The organism is Reyranella sp. CPCC 100927, assembly GCF_007859315.1.
In the GTDB taxonomy this organism is placed as follows: Bacteria; Pseudomonadota; Alphaproteobacteria; order Reyranellales; family Reyranellaceae; genus Vineibacter.
This window is the reverse complement of the sequence record NZ_VOHA01000002.1, coordinates 456,804-474,886: the sequence shown is the minus strand read 5'-3', so window position 1 is coordinate 474,886 and position 18,083 is coordinate 456,804. Positions and strand designations below refer to the sequence as shown.

Here is an 18,083-nt window from a genome sequence, read left to right as displayed (position 1 = left end):
TGACAATGGGCAGGCGCCCGGTCGACCTTGAAAAATCGGCCTGCCGCTGCGGGAACGACAGGCCGAGGCGCGCGACGGCTCTGAAGCCGTCGCGTCGCCGAGTCAGAGCAGGTGCAGGTCCTCCGCGCTCTTCAGCATGGTGGCGTACTGCACGAAGTGCTGATCAGCGCCGCAATTGTCACCGTCGAAGGCGTAGAACGTGCCGTCGATCGAGCCGGTGTTATTGTATTCGTCGAGCTGCTGGTGGATGTAGTTGCCGCCCGGCTCGACGCCGGCGCGCGCCGCCTCGGTCTCCAGGCCGGTGTTCCAGGCCGCGCTGTTCTGTTTGATCGATGCGCCACCGCCCGGCCAGTTGCCGAAGGTCGTGGTGTTGTTGCCGCCAGTCGTGACCTGCAGCCAGTCGATGGCGTCGTTGAGTCCTTCGCGCGGCGAATAGGCGCCGTCGCTGGGATCGACGGTGCCGATCGGGTTGCCGGCCAGGTAGTTCAGCCAGCTGGCGACCGCGTCACGGGCGAGCATCCAACGGCCGTCCTGCTGGTCCTTCTGGGATGCATTGATGATCTTCTGCGCGTCAGCCAGCGCAATGAAGAACGTGTCCTCGCCGGCGTCGATCAGGCCGTTCCTGTTGTAGTCGCCGATCAGCACGCCGGCCTTGTCGGCGCCGTCAATCGCGCCGGACTTGTTGCTGTCGACCTGATAGACCAGCTCGCCACCGGGGAAGCACGGATCGCCGGCGTGCTTGCCGTTGTCCGCCTTGGCGTCCCAGAACGGCGCACCGTTGTTGCTCCAGAAGCCGGGCGTGCGCACGCCCGGGCCGGTGATCATCTGGTTGCCGAAATCGAACGCGTCGAAGATTTGCGAACCCGTATCGACAGGCACCGTGAAGGTGCCGCCTGACGGCGCGGTCTGTTTCCAGCCATCCTGCAGCACCTCGGTGAGGAAGTAGGTGTGACCGGCCACCGCGACGTCGTCGAAGAGGTAGGCGCCATCGGCACCTGTCGTGGTCGACGCCACCAGGGCGTCGCCGGCGTCGAGCTGGCCGCTGTGGTTGGTGTCCTCGTGCAGCTGGACGGTCCAGTCGCCGAGGCCGCCTTCGCCCTGGCCCTTGTCCCAGGTGCCGTTGCCGTTGAGATCGCCGAACTTGTGGCCGAACAGGTCGACCGTGCGATCAATCGGGACATCCGCCGAATCGCTCAGTGGATCGGTCTGCTGAGTATCCACGGTCGCGACATTGTGGATGTTGTTGTCGGCCGTGCCATCAATGGCACCCTGATTGTCGATGTCGGACTGCTGGACCGTGTACGTGCCCGTGTAGGTCCATATTTCGCCGACATCGAGCACGGCATTGCCGTCATCACCGGCGGGGCTGCCCAGGGTGCCGTTGGCGCCCTGCAGCAGCGCATCCGCCAGGGCCACGTTGGTGAGTGTGACATTGCCTGTGTTGGTCACCACGATGGCGTAGGCGACCACGTCACCGGCTTGATCGACCACCGATCCGCCGCCGGTATTGTTCGGGTTGGTGATGCTGATGACGGATTTCTCGATGGTGAGTTTGGGATCCTGGATAATGGGCACCGTGTTGGTGTCGGTGTCGGTGACGTTGCTGCCGGCTGGTGGCGTGCCTGACGCGGTGGCGAGATTGGTCACGGAGCCGGCGTCGATCTGGCCCTGGGACAGTGTCGCAGTGGCCGTGCCTGTGGCGGTTGCGCCGACGGCGAGATCATCAACAGAGCCATCACCATCGGCGTCGGTCAGGCCCGAGGTCAGGGTGATGGCGCCGAGCTTGTCGTCGCTGACGGCAACGTTGAACAGGGTGACGTTGCCGGTGTTCTGGACGGCATAGGTGTAGGTGATCTGGTCGCCGGCGTCCTGGCCGTTGGCGTCGATATCAGAGACCCCGCCGTTGGTCTTGGTGAGGTCGATTGCCGGTGTCTGGGTGACGGGCACCGTGTTGGTGTCAGTGTCCGTGACGTTGCTGCCGGTCGGTGGCGTGCCTGACGCGGTGGCGAGATTGGTCACGGAGCCGGCATCGATCTGGGCCTGGGTCAGCGTGGCGGTCGCGGTGCCCGTAGCCGCGGCGCCGACGGCAAGGTCGTCGACCTGGCCATCGCCATCAGCATCAGTCAGGCCTGAGGTCAGGGTGATGCTGCCGAGCTTGTCGTCACTGACAGCAACGTTGAACAGGGTGACATTGCCGGTGTTCTGGACGGCGTAGGTGTAGGTGATCTGATCACCGGCATCCTGGCCGTTGCCGTCGAGGTCGGAGATGCCGCCGTTGGTCTTGGTGAGATCGATCGCGGGCGTCTGGCTGATGGGCACCGTGTTGGTGTCAGTGTCGGCGACGTTACTGCCGGTCGGTGGGGTGCCCGACGCGGTGGCGAGGTTTGTGACCGCGCCTGCGTCGACTTGGCCTTGGGTCAGTGTCGCGGTCGCGGTGCCTGTAGCGGTAGCGCCGACGGCGAGATCGTCGGCAGAGCCATCACCGTCGGCATCGGTCAGACCCGAGGTCAAAGTGATGGCGCCGAGCTTGTCATCGCTGACGGCGACATTGAACAGGGTGACGTTGCCGGTGTTCTGGACGGCGTAGGTGTAGGTGATCTGGTCACCGGCATCCTGGCCGTTGGCGTCGATGTCAGAGACACCGCCGTTGGTCTTGGTGAGGTCGATTGCCGGGGCCTGTGTAACCGGCACGGTGTTGGTGTCGGTGTCTGTGACGTTGGCACCGGTCGGCGGCGTACCCGTGGCGGTAGCGAGGTTTGCGACCGAGCCAGCGTCGACCTGGCCTTGGGTCAGCGTCGCGCTTGCGGTACCTGTAGCGATGGCGCCGACGGCGAGGTCGTCGGCAGAACCATCGCCGTCGGCGTCGATCAGACCCGAGGTCAGGGTGATGGCACCAAGCTTGTCATCGCTGACGGCGACATTGAACAGAGTGACGTTGCCGATGTTCTGGACGGCGTAGGTGTAGGTGATCTGGTCGCCAGCATCCTGGCCGTTGCCGTCGAGGTCAGAGATGCCGCCGTTGGTCTTGGTGAGATCGATCGCGGGCGTCTGGCTGATGGGCACCGTGTTGGTGTCGGTATCGGTGACATTGCTGCCGGTCGGAGGGGTATCCGACGCGGTGGCGAGATTTGTGACGGAGCCGGCATCGATCTGGGCCTGGGCCAGTGTCGCGGTCGCGATGCCCGTAGCTGTGGCGCCGACGGCGAGATCGTCGACCTGGCCATCGCCATCGGCGTCGGTCAGGCCCGAGGTCAGCGTGATGGTGCCGAGCTTATCGTCGCTGACGGCAATATTGAACAGGGTGACATTGCCGGTGTTCTGGACGGCGTAGGTGTAGGTGATCTGATCACCGGCATCCTGGCCGTTGGCATCGAGATCGGAGATGCCGCCGTTGGTCTTGGTGAGGTCGATCGCGGGCGTCTGGGTGACGGGCACCGTGTTGGTATCGGTATCGGTGACATTGCTGCCGGTCGGTGGGGTGCCCGACGCGGTGGCGAGATTTGTCACGGAACCGGCGTCGAGCTGGGCCTGGGTCAGTGTCGCCGTGGCCGTGCCTGTGACGATGGCGCCGACGGCGAGATCGTCGGCAGAGCCGTCACCGTCGGCATCGGTGAGGCCTGAGGTCAGCGTGATGGCGCCGAGCTTGTCGTCACTGACTGATACGTTGAGGAGCGTAATGTTGCCGGTGTTCTGGACGGCGTAGGTGTAGGTGATCTGATCGCCGGCATCCTGGCCGTTACCGTCGACGTCAGAGACGCCAGCGTTGGTCTTGGTGAGGTCGATCGCCGGGGCCGGAACGATATCGACATCCGCGGTAGCGCTCTGCGGAGTGGTCTGATCCGTATCGACCGTGGCAACGTTGTGAATCTTGCCATCACCGTTGCCGTTGCTGTCGATCAGCGCCTGGGTCACGTCGAATGTCGTCGTGTAGGTCCAGGTTTCGCCCGGATCGAGCACGTTGTCGCCGTGGGTGCCGGCACCGGTATCGGTATGGCTGGTCAGGCTATCAATGCTGCCCGCTTCAACCTGGTCGGTCAGGGTCACGCCGGTCAATGCCGTGTTGCCCGTGTTCGTCACGGCGATGGTGTAGGTGACGTCGTCGCTGGGGCTGTCGACCTTGCCGTCGGCGTCGCCCGTGATCATCGCCGTCTTGGTGATGCTGAGCGACTTTGTCTGCGCCACCGGCACGTCCGCCGTCGCCGACTTCGGGTCGGTCTGCAGCGTGTCGACCGTGGCGACGTTGTGGATCTGGCCGTCGCTGCCGCCGTTGCTGTTGATGTCCATCGGCGTGACGGCATAGGTCGTCGTGTAGACCCACGTCTCGCCGACATCGAGAACGCCGGGATTGGTCGTGTCGCCGGTATGGGTCGTGAGGGTGTCGATCGTGCCGCCTTCGACCTGGTCCGTCAGCGCGACGTTGGTCAGCGCCACGTCACCGGTGTTCTGCACCGTGATGCTGTAGGTGATCAGCTCACCGACCGTGTCGGCCGTGCCGCCCGGCACGGTCGCTGTCTTGGTGATGGACAGATTCGGATTGGAGACTGCCCCGGCGCTGAGCTGGGCATCCTGCGAGCCCTGCACGCCCGCCCCGTCGGTGTAGCCGACGATGCCGCCGTTGAACGTGTGGTAGGGCGAGCCTGAGATGGCGGTTGCCGAGTTTCCGGCTCCCCAGTCGGTCTGTGTCGCGATATGGCCGCCCCAGGCGACCACCAGTGAGTCGATTGAACCGCTGTTGCCGCCGACATACTGGAAGTAGGGCGCGAGATAGGTCGTGGTGGTGGTGTTGCCGCCCTGGTTCTTGACTTCGACCATGTAGGGGTTGGCCGCCCCCTGGAACGTCACATCGCCGGCACCGAATTTGCCGTCGGCGCCCGCGACCACATGCACGTCCTCGCCGTCGCCCCAGATGCCGTTCGAGCCCGCCGTCACCAGTTGATTGTCGGCCGCTGTGTTCCAGTTGCCGTCATTGCCCCAGGTGACGAATCCCAGGAAGTTCACGCCGCCATAGAACGTGAGATTGCCCGCGATCTGGTTGACTGCATTCGGATCCGTCGGGATCGCCAGCGTCTGGACCTGGTTGAATACGGTGGCGGGATTGAATTGATTTTCCGCGAGCAGCGGGTCGGGCACCGTCTCGCCGGCGCCGCCATAGGAGCGGTCGAAGGACGTCAGGTAGTCGAGCGCGTGCTTGCCGTTGACGATCGTGTCGTAGCCGATGCGGAACGTGTAGAACCCGTTGTCGCTGAGATCCTGGATCACGGCGCGATAAGGAACCGAATCGCCTTCGCTGAAGTGCGCCTTGGTATCGTTCAGGTTGCCGTTCTGCCATCCGTCGTCGGCGCTCATGCCGCTGGGCGCGGGACCGTTGGCCCATTGCTTCAGGCTCAAGCTGAGATTGTCGGTGAAGCTGGTGCTGGCGCTGTTGCCGGCATCGCCGTCGGCCGTCAGCCTGAACGTCGCGCCCAGCGAGTCGTCCGGATTGACGTACCAGGTCGTGACGACCGTGCCGTTGGCCACGCCGTCGAGATCGCCGGAGACGACGTCGTCAGGTGTCCCCTCGATGCCATCGGCGCCGGCGTCGACCTGGCGCACGCCATCGGTGACGGACCACGATTCATGACCGCTGCCGGTATTGTCGCCCAATATGTCGTCGCCCGTGCCCCAGACGCCGTCGGTGCCGGCATCGACCACATGCACGACCTGGAAGTCGATGGTCTCGCCGATATCGTAGCCGCTGGCCGTGATGATCGCGGTCGCGCCGGGTGAATAGTCGGCCAGGTCGGTGCTGACCGTGGGCACCGCGCTGGATTCATCTGCTCCGGCTCCAGCGTCGGATGAGGAGAAGAAGTCATACTGCGTCTGGTTGGTTTCGTCCGGTGTGCTCATCGCGGCTGCCCTTGGCTCGTCGCCGGCGCTGCGCGCGATCGTGACGGGATGACGTACCCTACAGGGCACGGCAATCCTGTCTCGCGTGGCGGCATGCCGGCGAGCATTGGCTACGGGATTTGACGGGAACTGACGCGACCACTACGGCGGAGGGAAAGTGTCCCCCTAGTATTCAGTTTTTGAGTTTTCTGTTTTTGGTTATGGGCGCGCTGGCACGATTTAAATATTGAAGCACATTAATGCAAATAGACTTGCCGAGTCAACGTGCACTGCAAAAAAGAATAACCGTTTCAATGAATTAGGTTAATCTAGAAGAATAGGAAGATCTGTTATCCGTTTGAACAGTTTGACCATTCACGCAAAAAAATCGCAGGCCCGCTCCATCACGCTCACGCGGTCTTGTCTCGGGCACGAAATGGAAGAACACGGCGCTGCAACACGAGCGATGATTTGTCGAGACGACCCGAGCTCTTGCGGAAACCTGTGTGACAGCGCGGCTCAAGCCGCGCGTTTGCGCTCCAGCACGATGCCGCCGGCGGCGTCGAGCCAGGCGTCGAAGGTCTGCGACACGAAGGTCGATGTCTCGTCCTCGGCGATGATCGCAGGCCCTGGCACCGTGGCACCCGGCACCAGGTCGTTGCGCCAATAGACCGGCACTTCGACGTGATGTGACTGGCGCGCGTCGAAGAAGCGGCGGGCACCCACGGGCGGCGGCGCCTTCTGCCGCGACGGCGGTGCTATCGCGGTCGGCCGGCGCGCCTCGGTGGAGACGGTGACCGACCAGCTCAGCGCCTCGATGGCGGCGTCGGGAATATGGCGCTCGAACAGCTGGGCGTAGGCGCGCTCGAATTCGCTGCGCAAGGTGGCGGTGTCTCCGGCCTGCAGCGGCCGCAACGGCAGCGGCACCGTGATCTCGTGGCCCTGGCCGACATAGCGCATGTAGGCGACACGGGTTTCGACCACTTTCTGGCCGCGTGCGCCGGGCGCCACCAGCGCATGCGCCTCGTGCGCCATCTCGTCGATCAGCGCATTGGCCGCCGCCGGGTCGAACGTATCCAGCCGCATGTAGCGCGAGTGGATCAGCTCATAGGCGACCGGCGCCAGCAGAAATCCGACAGCCGAGCCGACGCCGGCGTTGGGCGGGATCACGATGCGATTGAGACCCAGCTTCTCGGCCAGCCGTGCGGCGTGCAGGGGGGCGGCGCCGCCGAAGGCGATCATGGTGTGCTCACCGATGATGGCGCCACGCTCGACGGCATGCACGCGCGCGGCATTGGCCATGTTCTCGTCAACGATCTCGCCCACGCCGTAGGCGGCCATTTCACTGGCCAGCGCCAGCTCACCGCCGATCGCGACGTCGAGCGCGCTCCGGGCTTGCTCGACATCGAGGTGGATGGTGCCGCCGGCGAAGCGTGTCGGGTCGATCTTGCCCAGCACCACGTCGGCGTCGGTCACGGTCGGCCGTTGGCCGCCGCGGCCATAGGCGGCGGGGCCCGGCTCGGCGCCGGCACTTTCGGGTCCCACCACGATGCGCTTGAGTTCGTCGATGCGCGCGATCGAGCCACCGCCGGCGCCGATCTCGACCATCTCGATCACCGGAATGCGCAGCGGCAGGCCACTGCCCTTCAGAAAGCGCGCGGCGCGATCGACCTCGAAGCTGCGCGACTTGAAGGGCGTGTAGTGCTGGATCAGGCAGATCTTGGCCGTGGTGCCGCCCATGTCGAACGACAGCACCTTGTCTTCGCCGCGCTCGGCGGCGGTGTTGGCGGCCAGGATGGCGCCGCCGGCCGGCCCCGACTCGACCAGGCGGATCGGGAACTTGCGCGCCGTCTCCAGCGCCGTGAGTCCGCCGCCCGACGTCATCAGGTAGATCATGCCGCGGAAGCCTTCGGCGGCGAAGCCATCGCGCAGGCGCGCCAGGTAGCCTGCCATGAGCGGCTGGATGTAGGCGTTGGCGACCGCTGTCGAGGTGCGATCGTACTCGCGCACCTCGGGGCAGGCCTCGCACGAGAGTGTCACGGACAGACCGGGCAGCGCCTCGAACAGGATCTCGCGCGTGCGTCGCTCGTGCGCCGAGTTGGCATAGGCATGCAGGAAGGCCACAGCGACGGCGCCGACATCCTGCTGCTGCAGTATCGGCACCAGCGCGCGCACGGCAGCCTCGTCCAGCGGCAGGCGCACGTTGCCTTGCACGTCCATGCGTTCCGGCACGGTGAAGCGCAGCGCCCGCGGTACCAGCTGCTTGGGCTTCTCGATGAAGACGTCGTACTGGTCGTAGCGGCTTTCGTAGGCGATCTCCAGCGTGTCGCGGAAGCCCTCGGTGGCGATCAGCGCCGTCCGGGCGCCCTTGCGTTCGATGATCGCGTTGGTGGCCAGGGTCGTGCCGTGCACGAAGACGTCGATGTCGGCAAAGGCGCGCCCGGCGTCAGCCAGAATGGCGCGCGTGCCTTCCATCACGGCTTCTTCCGGCGCTCGCGGTGTCGTCAGCACCTTGCGTGTCAATCGCCTGCCGCCACGAAGGGGATCGCCAATTTCCAGCACGACATCGGTGAACGTGCCGCCGATATCGACGGCCAGACGCATCCCGTCACTCACGCAAGACCTCCGCACCAGGGCTCGACTACGCGCCGCGCCGCATCGCCATCACAAGCGATGCACCCTAGTTTCACGCGGTCGCGGATGCAATTCGCATCGCTGCTTCTTGAGCGAGCATCCTCTCGAGAATGCGCCGGAACCGTACAGGCCCTGCGTCGATCTCCAGCAGGACCGGACGGTCCGTTCGGGCGGCGGGATCGAGAAGCGCCCGCTGCTGCGCCTCGATGATCACCTTGTCCTGGTCCTCGAACGCATGCCGTCGCAGTTCGGACATCTGTGCCCGTATGTCGGTGTCGATCGCCTCGCCCCAGGAGACCGGGTTCTGGCGCACCGCCGCGAAATGATAGAGTGTCGTCTCCGCGGTTTCCGGCGTCAGGAAGTGCGTGCCCAGAATCCCTGTCCCTTCTTCGCGGGGGCGGTTCACCGGGGTCACGCCGGCATCGTTGAGGAAGCAGCCGGGGCTATCCCACCGCATCGTGGCCCAGTGATCGACGCGACCACCGTCGCGCTTGAACATCAGGTCGAACAGACCCGGCGGACGGACGTTCGACATGACGCGGCTGACCCACAGCGTGGCGCCGCGCTCCTCGACCGAGATGGCGGCGGGGACCGTGTCCTCGTTGCCCAGAATCCCTTCGTGCAGAAAGCTCACGTGGCTCAGGTCGAGCAGGTTCTCCGTGATCAGCAGGTAATCGACATCCATCCTCAGCCAGTCACGTTTGGACGTCAGCTGGGGGCTTGCCGTGTCGAGGACCGAAAAGTCCGGGATGCGCGACGGATCGGGCGCGTCTTCGCCCATCCAGATCCAGACCAGGGTGTGCTTCTCCAGCGCCGGGTATGATCGCACGCGGGCCGATGCCGGAATGCGGCCCTGACCGTGCGGGTTATGCACGCAGATCCCGTCGGGTCCGTACTGCAGGCCATGATAGGGACATTGCAGCCGATCGCCGGGCAGCAGCTTGCCCGCGTGCAGCGGTGCGAAGCGGTGGGCGCACACATCCGCCATCGCCGCGATGCCGCCGTCCTCGGTGCGGAACATGACGATCGGCTCGCCGAGGATACGGCGCGTGACCAGTTCCCCGGCGCGGATCTGTTCGCCCCATGCGGCGACATACCAGGTATTGCGAAGATAGGTCATGACGTCCTCATCGGAGGGTCACTCGAGCACCGTCTGCACCGCGTTGTCCGCCGCCAGGCGCTCGCTCATCAGGCGGCGGAACTGCGCCAGGGCGGCATCCGCGGCGATGGGAACCATGGGCCAGTCCGGGGTCATTCGCAGGTTGCGCGCCTGTGCCTCGATCATGGCCCGGTCCTCCTCGAAAGCCACGACGATATCGTTGAAGACGCTGTCGGTGATCGTTTGATCGTCGACGGCGAAATTGCGCGGCACCGCGTAGAAGTAGTGGGCGCTGGTGCCGGTTTCCGGCGTGACCGCCTGGCAGCTTCTGAACTCCAGCGCATCCTTGATCACGCCACGCGGCGCGCCGGTGCCGGTCGCCTGGACACCGGAATGCATGACCAGGACACCCGGCACGTGAAAATCGTAGAAGTGCCAGCGGTCGACCCGCCCCGGGAATGAGGCGACCCGCGTGTGGAACGGGGCGGGCACGTCGTCGATCAACCAGCGCTCAACGCGCACCCACGACTCTTCGCGACTCACCTTGGGCTTGCTCAGGGCGATGCTCTCCGTGCCGCCGAGCGTGCTCGCGTGCACATAACCGATGTGCGAGAAGTCGAGCAGGTTGTCACAGATCAGCATGTGTGGCGCGGCGAAGAGATGATAGCCCGGCCTGTAAGGCCAATCGGCCCGGCCCAGGGACCATGTATCGGGAATCGCGGCGGGATCGGCCGTGGCAGCATCGCCCATCCAGATCCAGATCCAGTTGTTGCGCTCGACCGCCGCGTAACGCCGCACGCAGGCGCGCGGCGGTATGCGATCCTGTCCCGGCACCTCGATGCATACGCCGTCGGCGTCGAATTTCATGCCGTGATAGAGGCAGCGGATGGCATCGCCTTCGCGCCGGCCGCGCGAGAGCGGGGCGCCCCGATGCGCGCAGCGGTCGGCCATCGCGGCGATGGTACCGTCGGCCCGGCGAAAGAGGCAGATCGGCTCGCCCAGCACAGTGCGGGCGAGCAATGAGTCGCCGGCCACTTCATGGCTCCACGCCGCGACATACCAGCAGTCGCGCACGAACATGTTGAGCATGGCCGCGCCTACTGATCGAGTTTCAGGCCGCGCTGGCGGATGAGCGCGTGCCACAGCGTCGTCTCGGCATCGATGTACGCTGCCATGCGTTCGCCGTCGCCGGGTGTGATCTCGAGACCGAAGTCCGTCAGCGCCTTGCGGACATCGGCATCGGCCAGCGCCGCCTGGAGTTCGCGCGTCAGGCGGTCGCGGATGGATCGCGGCGTGGCGACGGGAACGACCAGTCCCTGCCAGGCGTGAACTTCGACACTGTCGTAGCCCAATTCCTTGAAGGTCGGTACGTCGGGCAGGCGCGGGAGGCGGGCATGGGAGGCCACCGCGAGCGCCTTCAGCTTGCCGGCGGCGAGATGCGGCAGCGCCGTCGCCGTATCGAGCATCATCACGGGCACCTGCCCGCTGAGCACGTCCTGCACGGCGGGTGCGGCGCCCTTGTAGGCGATATGTTGTGCCTCGAAGCCGGCGCGGGCTTTCAGCAGCTCCATCGCCAGGTGGTGCGGGCCGCCGGCACCGGGTGATGCGAAGGCGACTTTCGTTGGATCCGCCGTGGCCGCCGCGATCATGGCCTGGACGGTCGCGAAACCGCTCCCCGGTGTGCTGACCAGGATCAGCGGGAAGCGCGCCATCAGGCCGATCGGGGCGAAATCCGCCACCTTGTACGGCAGCTTGGCATAGAGCGCGGGATTGAAGACCAGCGAACCGTTGTCGGCCGTGAAGATCGTGTAGCCGTCACCCGCCGCCACCGCGGCCTGCTGCGCCCCGATGATGGTGGCGGCGCCGGGCCGGTTGTCGATCACGATCGGCTGGCCGAGCTGCGCGCTCAGGCGCACGGCCACGGTGCGCGCCAGGAAATCCGAACCGCCGCCGGCCGGGTACGCCACCACCCAGCGAAGGGACCTGTCGGGGTAATCGGCCGCGGGTGCCTGGGTCATCGACGCCAGCAGCGCCAGCACGGCGACCAGCGCGCCGCGCAGCATCCGGATATCCGCCATGTCGCCTCCTCATCGCGAGCAGGCGACACTAGGAAGGCGCGGCCAGCCGGTACAACCGTGCATTTACCGATCGTAAATCAGGCTCATCTTGTGGCCGAGCTTGGCCGACAACTGGCGCGCCACCGTGCGCACGGCACGTGCGGCGGCACCATCCGGCGCGGCGTCAAAGCTGCGGCGCAGGCCCAGCACGGTCAAGGCACCCGCCAGCCGGGCCTTGTGGTCGAAGACCGGCGCTGCGACAGCGCTGACCTCCGGCAGCATGCCGCCGCGGGTGATGCCGCAGCCGTGGCGTCGCGCCTCTTCCGTCCGGCGTTGCACGGCCTTGCGTTCGGTGCGGCGTTGATCCGGCGGGTAGCGCCGCAGTTCCGCCGCGACGATGTCGGCCACTGGCGAGGGCGGGCCCCAGGCGGTGAAGACCTGCCCGGTGGCCGAGCGGATGAGCGGCATGGCGACGCCGAGGCGGGCGTAGACGGTGAGCGGACGGCTGCCCTGCTGCCATCGCACGATCACGGGTCCCTGCGACGACCAGATGCTGAAGAATGACGCCTCCTCGGTGCGGGCGCTCAGGTCGTGCAGGAAGGGCGCGCTGAAGTGCTGGATGTCCAGCCGGTCGACCGCCGTGAGGCCCATGCGGATGGCGAACGGTCCGAGGCTGTAACGGGTCTCGTCCTTGCGGACCAGGCCGGTGCGCAGCAGGCTGACCAGATAGTGGTGGACGCGGGACGGGGCGAGACCGCTGGCGTGCGCGATGGCCGTGACGCCCAACGGCGCCGGCGCGGTGCGCAACGCGTCGAGGATCGTGGCGGCGACCTCGACGGCGGCCACGCCGCGCTGTGGTCCACGCGCCGCGCGGCTACGGTCTCGATCGTCGCCGGCGGCCATCGTGAACGTGATGCCGCTACTGCTCGAGCTTCAGGCCGCGCTCGCGGATCAAGGCGTGCCAGCGCGTTGTTTCCGCTTCAAGCACCGCCGACATGTGCGCGCCGTCGCTGGGCGTGACCTCCAGGCCCAACGTCGTCAAAGCCCGCTGCACATCCGGGTCCGCCAGGCTGGCCTGCAGATCGCGGGTCAGCCGGTCGCGAATGGTTTGCGGCGTTGCCGCCGGGACGACCAGGCCCTGCCATCCGTAGACATCGACCCCGTCGTAGCCCAGTTCCTTGAACGTGGGGGCGTCCGGCAGATAGGGCAGCCGGTCGACGGCGGCGACGGCGAGCGCCTTGAGCTTGCCGCTCTGGAGGTGCGGCAGCGCCGACACGGTGTCGACCATCATGATCGGGACCTGGCCTGTGAGCACATCCTGCACGGCGGGAGGGCCGCCCTTGTAGGCGATGTGCTGGGCCTCGAAACCGGCGCGCACCTTCAGCAGTTCCATCGCCAGGTGATGCGGGCTGCCGGCGCCCGGCGATGCGAAGGCGACTTTCGTCGGATCCGCCTTGGCCGCCGCGACCACGGCGTCCACGGTGGCATAGGTGCCGGATGCGGCGGTCACAAGAATCAGCGGGAACCGCGCCATCATGCCGACCGGCGCGAAGTCCGCGGCCTTGTATGGAAGCTTCGCGTACAGCGCCGGGTTGAGGACCAGGGAGCCGTTGTCGCCGCTGAAGATCGTGTAGCCGTCAGCGGCGGCGACAGCCGCCTGCTGGGCGCCGATGATGCCCGCGGCGCCGGGGCGGTTCTCGATGACGACCGGCTGGCCCAGCTTCTTGCTGAGGCTGACGGCGACCGTTCGGGCGAGGAAGTCCGTGCCGCCGCCGGGCGGAAAGGCGACGATCCAGCGTACGGGCTTCGACGGGTAGTCCGCCGCGGACACCGATGCCGCCGAAGCGAACAGCATCAGAAAAGCCAACAGCACGCCGCGCAACATCCCGGACATATCACCCCCCGCTCCGTGAGGCGGCGAGAGTAGAAAGCCGCGATCGTCGGCACAAGACGGGCCGAACTGCCGTCGGCCCTACGACGTCTTCACGATGGTGTCGTCGGGGCCCAGCAGCCGACCGTCCTGTGCGCGCAATTCCAGCCGTCGCACGGGCTGGCCGCGTTTGCGGTCGATCAGCTGCACGTGGGTCTCGTCTGATGTGAAGAAGAAATCCTCGCCCCATTGGCGCAACGCGACGAGCAGGGGAAACAGCCCGCGTCCTTTCTCGGTCAGCACGTACTCCTGATAGGCGCTGCCGTCCGACGCCGGCACGGTCTGCAGGATGCCGTGCGCGACCAGGTTGCGCAGCCGCGCTGCCAGGATGTTCTTGGCCAGCCCGAGGTTCTTCTGGAATTCGCCGAACCGGCGCAGGCCGTCGAAGGCATCGCGCACGATCAGCAGCGACCACCAGTCGCCGATCGCATCCAGCGGACGCGCCACCGGGCACTGCGCTTTGCGATGGCTGGTTCTCTTGACCATGCCGATGTCTACACCGGTCAGTGAGTGGTTGCAAATTAAAACCTCTCCTGGTAAAGGGCATGTGGTTTCAAATTAAAACCACATGCCCTTTACCAGGAGAGCGGAATGAGTGTGGAGAGCTGCACGGCGCCCGGCGCCATGTCGGCGTCGCGGCCGGCCGCCGAGGCGGGCGTGACCGCGTCGTCGTTGTCACGCGCCGTGGCGCTGTTGTTTTCCGCGGCCTGCGGGCTGGCGGTGGCCAATGTCTACTTTGCCCAGCCGCTGCTCGACACGATGGCCGACGAATTCGCCATCAGCCACGCCACGGTGGGCATCGTGATGACGATCACCCAGATCGGCTACGGCGTGGGCCTGCTGCTGGTCGTGCCGCTGGGCGATCTCTGGGATCGCCGCCGCCTGATCGTCGGCCAGTCGCTGCTTTCGGCCTTGGCCCTGGTGGCGGTGGCGCTCGCGCCGACGGCGCCGGTGTTGCTGGCTGCGATGGCCGCCGTCGGCCTGCTTGCCGTGGTGACGCAGGTACTGGTCGCCTACGCCGCGATCCTCGCCCGGCCCGGCGAGCGCGGCCGCGCGGTCGGCATCGTCACCAGCGGCATCATCATCGGCATCCTGCTGGCGCGGACCGTGTCGGGTACGCTGTCAGATCTGTTCGGCTGGCGTTCGGTCTACATCGTTTCGGCGATCGCGACGCTGGTGATCGTCGCGCTGATGCTGAAGGTGTTGCCGCGCCAGCCGCGGTCCGGCGTGCGCATTTCCTATCCGCGCCTGATCGGTTCGGTGTTCACACTGTTCATCGAGGAGCCGGTCCTGCGCATCCGCGCCATCCTGGCGATGCTGATCTTCACCGCGATCACGGTGCTGCTGACGCCGCTGGTGTTGCCGCTGAGCGCGCCGCCGCTGTCGCTGTCGCACACCGAGGTCGGGCTGTTCGGGCTTGCCGGCGCCGCCGGCGCTCTGGGCGCGTCGCGGGCGGGCAGCCAGTCGGACAGGGGACTGGCACAGCGCACGACAGGTATCGGGTTGGCGCTCATGCTGGTCGCGTGGCTGCCCATTGCGCTGCTGCCGTATTCGCTGTGGGTGCTGGCGGTCGGCGTGATCGTGATCGACTTCGGGCTTCAATCGGTGCATGTCGCCAACCAGAGCCTGATCTATCGCGTGCGGCCGGAGGCACAGAGCCGCCTGACCGCAGGCTACATGGTGTTCTACTCGATCGGCTCCGCCACCGGCTCGATCGGCGCCACGATGGTTTATGCCGAGGCCGGGTGGACGGGCGTGTGCGTGCTGGGCGCGGCAGTCAGTGCGCTAGCGTTGGTGTATTGGGCACTGACCCGGCATCTCACGCCGGAGCGGCCGGCCGGCGGCCCCTGAGGTTTCCCGCGGCCGTCGCACGATCGCCACATCGGGCCGCCGAGATTCCCCAATTTGACCCTGGTTGCGCCATGGCAAGCCCCCACATCAAAGGAGCCGTCTTTCGCGCCTGCAGGTGCAGGCGCCGGCATGTGGGAAGGGGGCCGCGATGTCCCGCCTTGCACTGCTTGCAGTCACAGCCTTGGCACTCGCCGCCTGCGTACAGAACGACCGGCCACGCTCATCCTACTACCGCGATGGCTACTACGGCGGCAGTGGCTATAGTGATGGCTATCGCTACCGCGACGGCTACCGGTCGAAGGATCGCTATCGCAGCGGTTACTACGACCGTGACCGCGGCGATCGGTACTGGCGCCGCGTGCAGGAGCAGCAACAGCTCAATCCGCCGGGACCGTAGGTCGGCGTCGCGACGGTGGCTAACCGGCGCCGACAGGTGGCGGCGCCCAGCGGAGCGCCATGCGGCATTTCGCTCGGTTTACACTTGACCAGCCGGCCGGGGTCTGTCGGCCGCCGAGATTCCCCGATTCGACCTTAGAACTGACACACGGCTGCGCTGAATAGCACATGCCGCGTTGTCCTCGTTTCCTGTCGGAGACGGCGGCCCGTTAAGAAGGGGCCACGATGTCCCGTCTTGCACTGCTCTTGATGGCTGCCGCCGTTGTGCTGTCGGCCTGCGTATCCGACCATGGTCCAGGCTCCTCCTACTACCGCGATGGCTACTACGGCGGTGGCTATGCCGGCGACGGTTATTACCGCGGCGGTGATTACGGTGGCGGCCGCTATCGCGTCAAAGACAGCTACCGCTACCAGGACACCAGCTACCGACCTCCCCGGGTGCGCCAGCTGCCTTTACTGCGACCCGTGGTGAGGCCCAGCCGCCGTTGAGGGCTCGTGCTCGCGCGCGGCGCCGCTTCTCAGCAGCGCCCAGGTGAGTTCGTGCTTGTTGTGATGGGCGTGGAACAAGCGGCTGCCGGGAATGGCGGCGAATGCCGCGGCCGTATTGTGGTCGGTCTCGCCCTGGAACTTCAGGGTGCACACGATGTTGCGCACCGTGCCAGCCACCAGCCAGCGCTGCACCAGCGTCAGCAGGCGCGCCGGATAGCAGATCACGTCGGAGCACAGCCAGTCCAGGCGCGGCAGTGATGCCGGATCGAGCGCGAAGGCGCTCTCGCCGCGCCACGTGACCCCCGGCATCTCGGCCACCGTTGGATCCAGCGGCGCCTTGTCGACAGCGATCACGCGGGCGCCCAGCGACGCCATCACCCATGTCCAGCCGCCCGGCGTGGCGCCGAGGTCAAGGCACAGCGCATCCGGTTGTGGGCGTGCGCCCAGCCGCGTGAAGGCTTCCCACAGCTTGAGATAGGCGCGGCTCGGCGGACCGTCGCGGTCCTCGACGAAGGCCAGTTCGCCGTTGGCGAACGGCGAGGCGCAATGCGCCGCGTACAGCAGCCGGTCGGGCGCCAGCAACGTCCATGATCCCAGCGGCGCCGTCGGTACCGGAGAGGGGAACACCAGAGGCTTGGCCGATACATGCGGCAGGCGCTCCTGGATCAGCGATGCGCGGCGATGATGCCGGGGCGCATACATCGCCCAATTGCGCTGCACGGCGCGCAGCTTCTCGGCGGCATCGCCGATCGATCCGATCGCGACCTCGCGCACATCATGCCAGACATTCGCCGCCCAGGCGCTGGCCACGGCCTCGCCGTCGGCCAGCAGCAGGCGATCATGGGTTGCCGTTACCCGTGCGCCGGCGCGCCGCAGCTCTTCGTGGAGCTGTGCCGTGAAATCCTCGGCGGCAAGGTAGGCGGTCGGCATGGTCCTCACGCGGCAACGGGGCAGGTGTCATGCGCAAGGATCGGCCGCGGTTCAACCGGGAAAAGTGATGTATGGCTGGTGGTGAAGTAACGACAGAAAGAAACAAGAAATGACCTGTCGTATGGTTCCCATCGACGGAACAAATGGAGACGACGAAAAATATAGAGAATCATGCGGCTAAGTGCATGGTGGCCCTAGCGAAATCGTATGTCAGTTTTGTGTCTGCCGAGGCGTTTTCACAACGCCGCCTCGACTTGACACTCAAGGCCCATATCCATAGCTTCATTTGGCTATGACCCTTCATATCTGGATTCTCCGCAGCACAATGTTGCAGCGCCATCCCTGCGATCTGGCGCGCGACGTCACGGCGCAGCGTTAGCGGGTCGCCCTTCCGCGATGTGCTGCCGGGTCGCGCCGGCTCCTGTTTGTCTTTGTTGTCGACGTGCCGCCGTGACCGCCCTGTGCGGTCAGGTGCGGATACGCGCGTGTCCCATGAATTATCATCGTCTTGTTCTGCTGGCGGCCATTGCGACCGAGGTCACAGGAACCTCGAGCCTGAAGATGGCCGCCGACGATCCCGTCACGGGCTATCTGGTCGCCCTGGGATTGCTCAGCCTGTCGCTGGTGCTGTTCAGCGTCGCGCTGCGCGCCATTCCGGTAGCCGCCGCCTACGCGCTGTGGGAGGGGCTGGGCATCGTCGGCCTGGCGGCGATCGGCTACTTCGCGTTCGGCGAGCCGCTCGGGCCGCTGCGGCTGCTGGGCCTGGCCACGATCCTGGCCGGTATCTGCCTGCTGCTGCGCGGCACCGAAGCGCGCGCGGCATGATGGTGAT

The 18,083-nt window shown here is 66.2% G+C and carries 13 protein-coding genes; 4 read left to right on the top strand and 9 right to left on the bottom strand.

Annotation, left to right across the window (positions count from 1 at the left end; genetic code table 11):
* Window positions 1–102: 102 nt before the first annotated feature.
* From FQU96_RS08300 to FQU96_RS08265, 8 genes are all read right to left on the bottom strand, one after another.
* Window positions 103–5,886 (bottom strand): DUF11 domain-containing protein, encoded by a 5,784-nt coding sequence (locus FQU96_RS08300; protein WP_146540393.1) that lies wholly within the window; start codon window positions 5,884–5,886, stop codon window positions 103–105.
* 498 nt (window positions 5,887–6,384) lie between these two features.
* Window positions 6,385–8,469 (bottom strand): hydantoinase/oxoprolinase family protein, encoded by a 2,085-nt coding sequence (locus FQU96_RS08295; RefSeq protein WP_146540675.1) that lies wholly within the window; start codon window positions 8,467–8,469, stop codon window positions 6,385–6,387.
* A gap of 82 nt (window positions 8,470–8,551) precedes the next feature.
* On the bottom strand, window positions 8,552–9,619 hold the full coding sequence (locus tag FQU96_RS08290; protein ID WP_146540392.1) for an aromatic ring-hydroxylating dioxygenase subunit alpha: 1,068 nt from the start codon (window positions 9,617–9,619) through the stop codon (window positions 8,552–8,554).
* An 18-nt stretch (window positions 9,620–9,637) separates the two neighbouring features.
* Window positions 9,638–10,687: an aromatic ring-hydroxylating dioxygenase subunit alpha gene (locus FQU96_RS08285; RefSeq protein ID WP_218574650.1), complete on the bottom strand. Its 1,050-nt coding sequence runs from the start codon at window positions 10,685–10,687 to the stop codon at window positions 9,638–9,640.
* A gap of 8 nt (window positions 10,688–10,695) precedes the next feature.
* Complete coding sequence (locus FQU96_RS08280) at window positions 10,696–11,676, bottom strand: tripartite tricarboxylate transporter substrate binding protein (protein WP_218574649.1); 981 nt, start codon at window positions 11,674–11,676, stop codon at window positions 10,696–10,698.
* A gap of 63 nt (window positions 11,677–11,739) precedes the next feature.
* Complete coding sequence (locus tag FQU96_RS08275) at window positions 11,740–12,558, bottom strand: IclR family transcriptional regulator (RefSeq protein ID WP_146540391.1); 819 nt, start codon at window positions 12,556–12,558, stop codon at window positions 11,740–11,742.
* A 16-nt stretch (window positions 12,559–12,574) separates the two neighbouring features.
* On the bottom strand, window positions 12,575–13,549 hold the full coding sequence (locus FQU96_RS08270) for a tripartite tricarboxylate transporter substrate binding protein (RefSeq protein ID WP_146540390.1): 975 nt from the start codon (window positions 13,547–13,549) through the stop codon (window positions 12,575–12,577).
* A gap of 78 nt (window positions 13,550–13,627) precedes the next feature.
* Complete coding sequence (locus tag FQU96_RS08265; RefSeq protein WP_146540389.1) at window positions 13,628–14,071, bottom strand: helix-turn-helix domain-containing protein; 444 nt, start codon at window positions 14,069–14,071, stop codon at window positions 13,628–13,630.
* A gap of 138 nt (window positions 14,072–14,209) precedes the next feature.
* Here FQU96_RS08265 and FQU96_RS08260 point away from each other — a divergent pair, with 138 nt between their 5' ends.
* The 3 genes from FQU96_RS08260 (at window position 14,210) to FQU96_RS08250 (ending at window position 16,321) form a co-directional block, all read left to right on the top strand.
* Window positions 14,210–15,436 carry an MFS transporter gene (locus FQU96_RS08260; protein ID WP_255467929.1) on the top strand — a complete coding sequence of 409 codons (1,227 nt, stop codon included), beginning with the start codon at window positions 14,210–14,212 and terminating at the stop codon, window positions 15,434–15,436.
* A 148-nt stretch (window positions 15,437–15,584) separates the two neighbouring features.
* Window positions 15,585–15,833, top strand: coding sequence for a hypothetical protein (locus FQU96_RS08255; protein WP_146540387.1), 249 nt, complete (start codon window positions 15,585–15,587; stop codon window positions 15,831–15,833).
* Window positions 15,834–16,057: 224 nt separating this feature from the next.
* On the top strand, window positions 16,058–16,321 hold the full coding sequence (locus FQU96_RS08250; RefSeq protein ID WP_146540386.1) for a hypothetical protein: 264 nt from the start codon (window positions 16,058–16,060) through the stop codon (window positions 16,319–16,321).
* On the opposite strand, the gene FQU96_RS08245 is transcribed toward FQU96_RS08250, so the two are convergent.
* Complete coding sequence (locus tag FQU96_RS08245; protein WP_146540385.1) at window positions 16,286–17,251, bottom strand: SAM-dependent methyltransferase; 966 nt, start codon at window positions 17,249–17,251, stop codon at window positions 16,286–16,288. The genes FQU96_RS08250 and FQU96_RS08245 overlap by 36 nt on opposite strands.
* A gap of 492 nt (window positions 17,252–17,743) precedes the next feature.
* Between FQU96_RS08245 and FQU96_RS08240 the strand changes: the two genes are divergently transcribed.
* Window positions 17,744–18,076 carry a multidrug efflux SMR transporter gene (locus tag FQU96_RS08240; RefSeq protein ID WP_178130387.1) on the top strand — a complete coding sequence of 111 codons (333 nt, stop codon included), beginning with the start codon at window positions 17,744–17,746 and terminating at the stop codon, window positions 18,074–18,076.
* Window positions 18,077–18,083 lie beyond the last annotated feature (7 nt).